This window comes from Streptomyces sp. 12E, assembly GCF_055633275.1.
This window is the reverse complement of record NZ_JBVNCJ010000001.1, coordinates 2923146-2930000: the sequence shown is the minus strand read 5'-3', so window position 1 is coordinate 2930000 and position 6855 is coordinate 2923146. Positions and strand designations below refer to the sequence as shown.

The window sequence follows — 6855 nt, the reverse complement described above, 5'->3', positions numbered from 1 at the left end:
CTTCGTGGAGGACCGAACCCACCAGGGTTGAAAACCTGGGGGATGACCTGTGGTTAGGGGTGAAAGGCCAATCAAACTCCGTGATAGCTGGTTCTCCCCGAAATGCATTTAGGTGCAGCGTCGTGTGTTTCTTGCCGGAGGTAGAGCACTGGATAGGCGATGGGCCCTACCGGGTTACTGACCTTAGCCAAACTCCGAATGCCGGTAAGTGAGAGCGCGGCAGTGAGACTGTGGGGGATAAGCTCCATGGTCGAGAGGGAAACAGCCCAGAGCATCGACTAAGGCCCCTAAGCGTACGCTAAGTGGGAAAGGATGTGGAGTCGCAGAGACAACCAGGAGGTTGGCTTAGAAGCAGCCACCCTTGAAAGAGTGCGTAATAGCTCACTGGTCTAGTGATTCCGCGCCGACAATGTAGCGGGGCTCAAGCGTACCGCCGAAGTCGTGTCATTGCAGCAGAAGCCCCAACGGGTGTTGTGATGGGTAGGGGAGCGTCGTGTGCCGGGTGAAGCAGCGCCGGAAGGCAGTTGTGGACGGTTCACGAGTGAGAATGCAGGCATGAGTAGCGATTCACACGTGAGAAACGTGTGCGCCGATTGACTAAGGGTTCCTGGGTCAAGCTGATCTGCCCAGGGTAAGTCGGGACCTAAGGCGAGGCCGACAGGCGTAGTCGATGGATAACCGGTTGATATTCCGGTACCCGCTGTGAAGCGTCAAACATCGAACCAGGCGATGCTAAGCCCGTGAAGCCGCCCCTGATCTCTTCGGAGTGAGGGGGAGTGGTGGAGCCGGCGAACCAGACTTGCAGTAGGTGAGTGATGGGGTGACGCAGGAAGGTAGTCCATCCCGGGCGGTGGTTGTCCCGGGGTAAGGGTGTAGGACGTCAGGTAGGCAAATCCGCCTGGCAATAGTCTGAGACCTGATGCCGAGCCGATTGTGGTGAAGTGGATGATCCTATGCTGTCGAGAAAAGCCTCTAGCGAGTTTCATGGCGGCCCGTACCCTAAACCGACTCAGGTGGTCAGGTAGAGAATACCGAGGCGTTCGGGTGAACTATGGTTAAGGAACTCGGCAAAATGCCCCCGTAACTTCGGGAGAAGGGGGGCCACAACCGGTGATGAGCTTCGCGCTCTGAGCTGGGGGTGGCCGCAGAGACCAGCGAGAAGCGACTGTTTACTAAAAACACAGGTCCGTGCGAAGCCGTAAGGCGATGTATACGGACTGACGCCTGCCCGGTGCTGGAACGTTAAGGGGACCGGTTAGTCACTCTTCGGGGTGGCGAAGCTGAGAACTTAAGCGCCAGTAAACGGCGGTGGTAACTATAACCATCCTAAGGTAGCGAAATTCCTTGTCGGGTAAGTTCCGACCTGCACGAATGGCGTAACGACTTCTCGACTGTCTCAACCATAGGCCCGGTGAAATTGCACTACGAGTAAAGATGCTCGTTTCGCGCAGCAGGACGGAAAGACCCCGGGACCTTTACTACAGTTTGATATTGGTGTTCGGTTCGGCTTGTGTAGGATAGCTGGGAGACTGTGAAGCTCGGACGCCAGTTCGGGTGGAGTCGTCGTTGAAATACCAGTCTGGTCGTGCTGGATGTCTAACCTGGGTCCGTGATCCGGATCAGGGACAGTGTCTGATGGGTAGTTTAACTGGGGCGGTTGCCTCCTAAAGAGTAACGGAGGCGCCCAAAGGTTCCCTCAGCCTGGTTGGCAATCAGGTGTTGAGTGTAAGTGCACAAGGGAGCTTGACTGTGAGACCGACGGGTCGAGCAGGGACGAAAGTCGGGACTAGTGATCCGGCGGTGGCTTGTGGAAGCGCCGTCGCTCAACGGATAAAAGGTACCCCGGGGATAACAGGCTGATCTTCCCCAAGAGTCCATATCGACGGGATGGTTTGGCACCTCGATGTCGGCTCGTCGCATCCTGGGGCTGGAGTCGGTCCCAAGGGTTGGGCTGTTCGCCCATTAAAGCGGTACGCGAGCTGGGTTTAGAACGTCGTGAGACAGTTCGGTCCCTATCCGCTGTGCGCGTAGGAGTCTTGAGAAGGGCTGTCCCTAGTACGAGAGGACCGGGACGGACGAACCTCTGGTGTGCCAGTTGTCCTGCCAAGGGCATGGCTGGTTGGCTACGTTCGGGAGGGATAACCGCTGAAAGCATCTAAGCGGGAAGCCTGCTTCGAGATGAGGACTCCCACCTCCTGGAGAGGGTAAGGCTCCCAGTAGACGACTGGGTTGATAGGCCGGATATGGAAGCACGGTAACGTGTGGAGTTGACCGGTACTAATAGGCCGAGGGCTTGTCCTCAGTTGCTCGCGTCCACTGTGTTGGTTCTGAAACCACGAACGGCCCCATGCCAGGTCAGGCATGGTTCGGTTGTCTGTTTCATAGTGTTTCGGTGGTCATAGCGTAGGGGAAACGCCCGGTTACATTCCGAACCCGGAAGCTAAGCCTTACAGCGCCGATGGTACTGCAGGGGGGACCCTGTGGGAGAGTAGGACGCCGCCGAACAATCTTTGTAGAAAGCCCCCGTGCCGTTCGGCACGGGGGCTTTCTGCGTTTCAGGGCCGACGGGGCTTTCGAAGCTCCACCCGCCGGCCTCGTGCATCACAGACGACCAGCTGCCTTCAGAGCCAGATACGCGTCCGCGAGTGCCGGCGCCAGCTCCTCCGGGGGTGCGTCCACGACCGTGACGCCATGGCGGCGGAGTTGTTCCGCGGTGCGGTCGCGTTCCGTGTGGGCCTGGGCCGCCGCCGCTGCCTGGTACACCGCGTCGGTGTTTCCACGTGCTCTGGCCATCCTGGCGATGTGCGGATCCGCCACCGAGGCGAGGAGAACCGTGTGGCGCTGGGTCAACTGGGGCAGGACGAGCAGCAGGCCCTCCTCGATGGGGGCGGCGTCGAGTGTCGTGAGCAGGACGATCAGCGACCGGCGGGGCGCCGTACGGAGTGCCGTCGCCGCCAGACCACGGGCATCGGTCTCGACGAGTTCGGGTTCGAGCGTGGCCATGGCGTTGACGAGGGAGGGGAGGACGTCGCCCGCCGTGCGGCCCTGGACGAGGGCGCGCAGGCGGCGGTCGTAGGCCAGGAGGTCGACCCGGTCGCCGGCCCGAGAGGCGAGGGCTCCGAGAAGCAGGGCCGCGTCCATGGAGGCGTCCAGACGGGGAGCGTCACCGACACGGCCCGCGGAGGTGCGGCCGGTGTCGAGGACGAGCAGGATGTGACGGTCGCGTTCGGGACGCCAGGTGCGTACCGCGACCGCGGACTGGCGGGCGGTGGCGCGCCAGTCGATGGAGCGGGTGTCGTCGCCGGGGACGTACTCCCGCAGACTGTCGAACTCCGTTCCCTCGCCCCGGGTCAGCACGCTGGTGCGGCCGTCCAGTTCGCGCAGCCGGGCCAGTTTGGACGGCAGGTGCTTGCGGCTGGTGAAGGGCGGGAGGACGCGTACCGTCCACGGGACCTTGTGGGTGCCCTGGCGGGCGAAGAGGCCGAGGGGGCCGTAGGAGCGGATGGTGACGCGGTCGGCGTGGCGGTCGCCACGGCGGGTGGGGCGCAGGCGGGTCGTGACGCGCCTGCGTTCACCCGGGGGGATCGTCAGACGGTTGCGGGAGGCCGTCACCTCCGTGCCGGGCTGCCAACTGCTGGGGGGCCAGGCGTCGCGGATGCGGGCGCGCAGCGGGCGGTGGGACGGGTTGGTGACCGTCAGGGTGACGTCGGCGGTGTCGCCCAGGCGTACCGAGGTGTCGCCGGAGCGGGTCAGGCCGAGGCCGCCTACGGGGGCGGCCAGGGCGAAGTCGCAGGCGCAGGCCACCGCCAGGGGGGCGTTGACGGCGAGGATGCCGGTCCAGCCGGGTTCCCAGATGCCGACGGGGAGGGAGCCGAGGGCCGCGAGCAGGGCGGCGCGTCCGGTGAGTGCCATCAGCGGGGGACGGGGACGTGGGCGAGGATCGCGTTGATGACCGAGTCGGTCGTGACGCCTTCCATCTCGGCCTCCGGGCGGAGCTGGACGCGATGGCGGAGCGTGGGCAGGGCGAGGGCCTTCACGTCGTCGGGGATGACGTAGTCGCGGCCGGTCAACCAGGCCCACGCGCGGGCGGTGGCCAGGAGCGCGGTGGCGCCACGCGGGGAGACACCGAGAGTGAGGGACGGCGACTCGCGGGTGGCGCGGCAGATGTCCACGACGTAGGCGGTGATCTCGGAGGAGATCGTGGTTCCGGCGACCGCGCGGCGGGCGGCCTCCAGGTCGGCGGCGTTCGCGACGGGGCGTACGCCGGCGGCGCGCAGGTCGCGCGGGTTGAAGCCCTCGGCGTGACGGGTGAGGACGTCGATCTCGTCCTGGCGGGAGGGCAGGGGGATGGTCAGCTTGAGGAGGAAACGGTCCAGCTGGGCCTCGGGGAGGGGGTAGGTGCCCTCGTACTCGACCGGGTTCTGGGTCGCGGCGACCAGGAAGGGGTCGGGCAGGGGGCGGGGAGTCCCGTCGACCGTGACCTGGCGTTCCTCCATGGCCTCCAGGAGGGAGGACTGGGTCTTCGGGGGCGTGCGGTTGATCTCGTCCGCGAGGAGAAGGTTGGTGAAGACCGGGCCGGGCTGGAAGGAGAACTCGGCGGTGCGGGCGTCGTAGACCAGGGAGCCGGTGACGTCGCTCGGCATCAGGTCGGGGGTGAACTGGACGCGCTTGGTGTCGAGCTCCAGGGTGGCCGCGAGGGCGCGGACGAGGAGGGTCTTGGCGACGCCGGGGACGCCTTCGAGGAGGACGTGGCCGCGGCAGAGCAGGGCGACGACGAGGCCGGTCACCGCGGGGTCCTGGCCGACCACGGCCTTGGCGATCTCGGCGCGCAGGGCTTCCAGAGAGGCCCGGGCGGCGGCCGGGTCCCCGGTGTGCGCGGCGTTGTCAGTGGTCGGGTCCATCATGGACGGCGTACCTCTCTTTCGAGGGCGTCGAGGTGGTCGGCGAGCTGGATGAGCGCTGCGTCGTCGCCCGGGGGCGGGCCGAAGAGGAGGGTGTGCAGGGACTGTCCGTCGCCCCGGAGGTGGGCGGACAGCGCGGGGAGCAGGGTCTCGGGCGCGTGCGCCTGGGACACGGGGACGCCCACGAGAGGGGCGAGGCGCGTGCGGGTGGCGGAGCGAAGAGCGGTGGCCGCGCGGTCGCGGGCGTTGGCCTTGCGGTAGAGGCGGGCGCGGCCTTCGACGGTTTCGGAGGCGCGGATCGCCACGGGGAGTTTCTCGGATACCAGGGGGCCGAGTCGGCGTGCTCGCCACAGGGCGGCCAGGGCTGCCGCGATGAAGAGTTGCAGGGTGCCCCACAGCCAGCCGGAGGGGAGCAGGTCGAAGAAGCCCCGCTCGCCCTCTTCGGAGGCGGCGGAGGCGTCGGCGAGCGAGGGGAGGTACCAGACCAGGTGGGGGCGGGAGCCGAGGAGCTGGAGGGCGAGCGAGGCGTTGCCGTGCTCGTCGAGGCGGTCGTTGAGGAGGATGTCGGGGGCGCCGAGGAGGACGGTGTCGCCGTCGCTGTCGCCGGAGGGGTCCGGTATGCGCAGCAGGGTGGCGAGGCGCTCGCTGGGGTAGCACTCGTCGGCGGTGAGGTGGGTGGTGACGTAGCGGATGCCGCCCAGGTCGGCGGTGCCCGCGCGGCGGGCGGCGGGCAGGTCGCAGTCGGGGGAGAGGGTGGAGGTGAAGCTGGTGGCCGGGTCGGCGGTGACGCCGGGGGCGAGCCGTTCCACGGAGGCGCTGCCGGCGGAGACCAGGACGGTGCGGCCGCCTGAGCCGGTGACGGCGGAGCGCAGCCGGGACTGCTGGGGCCCGGTCAGGAGATCGGGGACGGCGACCAGGAGGGTCGTGTCGGGGCCGGCCGCGGCGGTGGCCTGGTCGAGGGTGGTGACCACGCGTGTGTCCACACCGCGGTCGGCGAGGAGTTCGGCGACGGCGCGGCTGCCGTAGGGGTCGGCGGAGCGCGGGTCGAGTTCGCCATGCCGGGTGTCGGAGCGGACCACGGCGATGGCGACGGCCGCTGCGATCAACAGCACCAGTGCCAGGGCGATGCCTCGCGCGCGGGACCACACCTGGCGGGCGGTGGGCGAGGCCGAGGTGGACGGGGGTGCGGCCTCGGTCGTCATCCGGCGGCTCCCTGGCGGGTGTCGGCCTCCGTGCTGCGGGTGCTGCCGTCGGCCGCGAGGTGGGGTGTGGCGCGTTCCAGGTCGCGGTCGAGTGCGGCGAGCTGCCGGTACGACTGTTCCGTGGCGGCCCGGCCGCCGTATGTGACGTCGTCGAAGGAGCGGGCGGCGGTGTGCAGCCGGGCGGTGTGGGAGGGAAGGGCGCGGCCGGCCTCCGCGGCGGCCTCGTCGGCGGTGCGGCCGGGACGGAGGTCGAGCAGGGCGCGTTCCTCCAGGGCGCGGACGACGGCCCGCATGCGTTCCTGGACGGCCTGGCTCCAGTGGCCCTGGGCGGCGTGTGCCTCGGCGGCCGAGCGGTGTTCGGCGGCGCTGCGGGGGCGGTCGTCGAACAGGGCGGGGGCCGAGGTCGGTCGGCGGCGCGGCGTGCCCAGGCGCCACCACAGGGCGCCCAGGACGGCGATCACGGCCGCGACGATGACGACCAGGCCGAGTGCGCCGCCGGGGGTGGCGGTGGAGGCGGCGCCGAACAGCTTGCCGACCCATTCCCAGAAGGCGTCGAGGGCCTGCTGGAACCAGCTGGGGTCGTTCTCGTGGTACATGCCTTTGGACAGCTCGCGCCGCGCCGCCTCCCGCGCGGGGTCGCGCGGGAGGGTGACGGGCGGCTCGTCGTCGCCGCGCAGCAACAGGCGTACGGCCGTGTCGGCGGCTGCGGGCAGCGCCCGTACGGATGTGAGAACTCCCCCCGTGGCGGTCAC

The 6855-nt window shown here is 67.9% G+C and carries 4 protein-coding genes and 2 rRNA genes (1 of these 6 cut by a window edge); 2 read left to right on the top strand and 4 right to left on the bottom strand.

The features are described 5' to 3' along the window. Positions 1–2301, top strand: a 23S ribosomal RNA gene (locus tag ACZ8ZB_RS13650); it begins 821 nt to the left of the window's first position. An 87-nt stretch (positions 2302–2388) separates the two neighbouring features. Further along, positions 2389–2505, top strand: a 5S ribosomal RNA gene (gene rrf / locus ACZ8ZB_RS13645). A 96-nt stretch (positions 2506–2601) separates the two neighbouring features. Here rrf and ACZ8ZB_RS13640 read toward each other — a convergent pair. The 4 genes from ACZ8ZB_RS13640 to ACZ8ZB_RS13625 are packed head-to-tail and all read right to left on the bottom strand — an operon-like array spanning position 2602 to position 6855. Continuing rightward, positions 2602–3912, bottom strand: a complete 1311-nt coding sequence (locus ACZ8ZB_RS13640; RefSeq protein WP_470737985.1) for a DUF58 domain-containing protein — start codon at positions 3910–3912, stop codon at positions 2602–2604. Continuing rightward, on the bottom strand, positions 3912–4901 hold the full coding sequence (locus ACZ8ZB_RS13635; protein ID WP_470737984.1) for an AAA family ATPase: 990 nt from the start codon (positions 4899–4901) through the stop codon (positions 3912–3914). Before ACZ8ZB_RS13635 ends, ACZ8ZB_RS13640 begins: the two co-directional genes overlap by 1 nt. After that, complete coding sequence (locus ACZ8ZB_RS13630; protein ID WP_470737983.1) at positions 4901–6103, bottom strand: DUF4350 domain-containing protein; 1203 nt, start codon at positions 6101–6103, stop codon at positions 4901–4903. Before ACZ8ZB_RS13630 ends, ACZ8ZB_RS13635 begins: the two co-directional genes overlap by 1 nt. Beyond that, a complete protein-coding gene (locus ACZ8ZB_RS13625; protein WP_470737982.1) occupies positions 6100–6855 on the bottom strand; it encodes a DUF4129 domain-containing protein in 756 nt (251 codons plus the stop codon). The genes ACZ8ZB_RS13630 and ACZ8ZB_RS13625 overlap by 4 nt, the downstream gene beginning before the upstream one ends.

What these genes read in the sequence shown, in the direction of transcription:
- ACZ8ZB_RS13640 (WP_470737985.1), bottom strand. Translation starts at nt 3,912, where the DNA reads ATGGCACTCACCGGACGCGCCGCCCTGCTCGCGGCCCTCGGCTCCCTC.
- ACZ8ZB_RS13635 (WP_470737984.1), bottom strand. Translation starts at nt 4,901, where the DNA reads ATGGACCCGACCACTGACAACGCCGCGCACACCGGGGACCCGGCCGCC.
- ACZ8ZB_RS13630 (WP_470737983.1), bottom strand. Translation starts at nt 6,103, where the DNA reads ATGACGACCGAGGCCGCACCCCCGTCCACCTCGGCCTCGCCCACCGCC.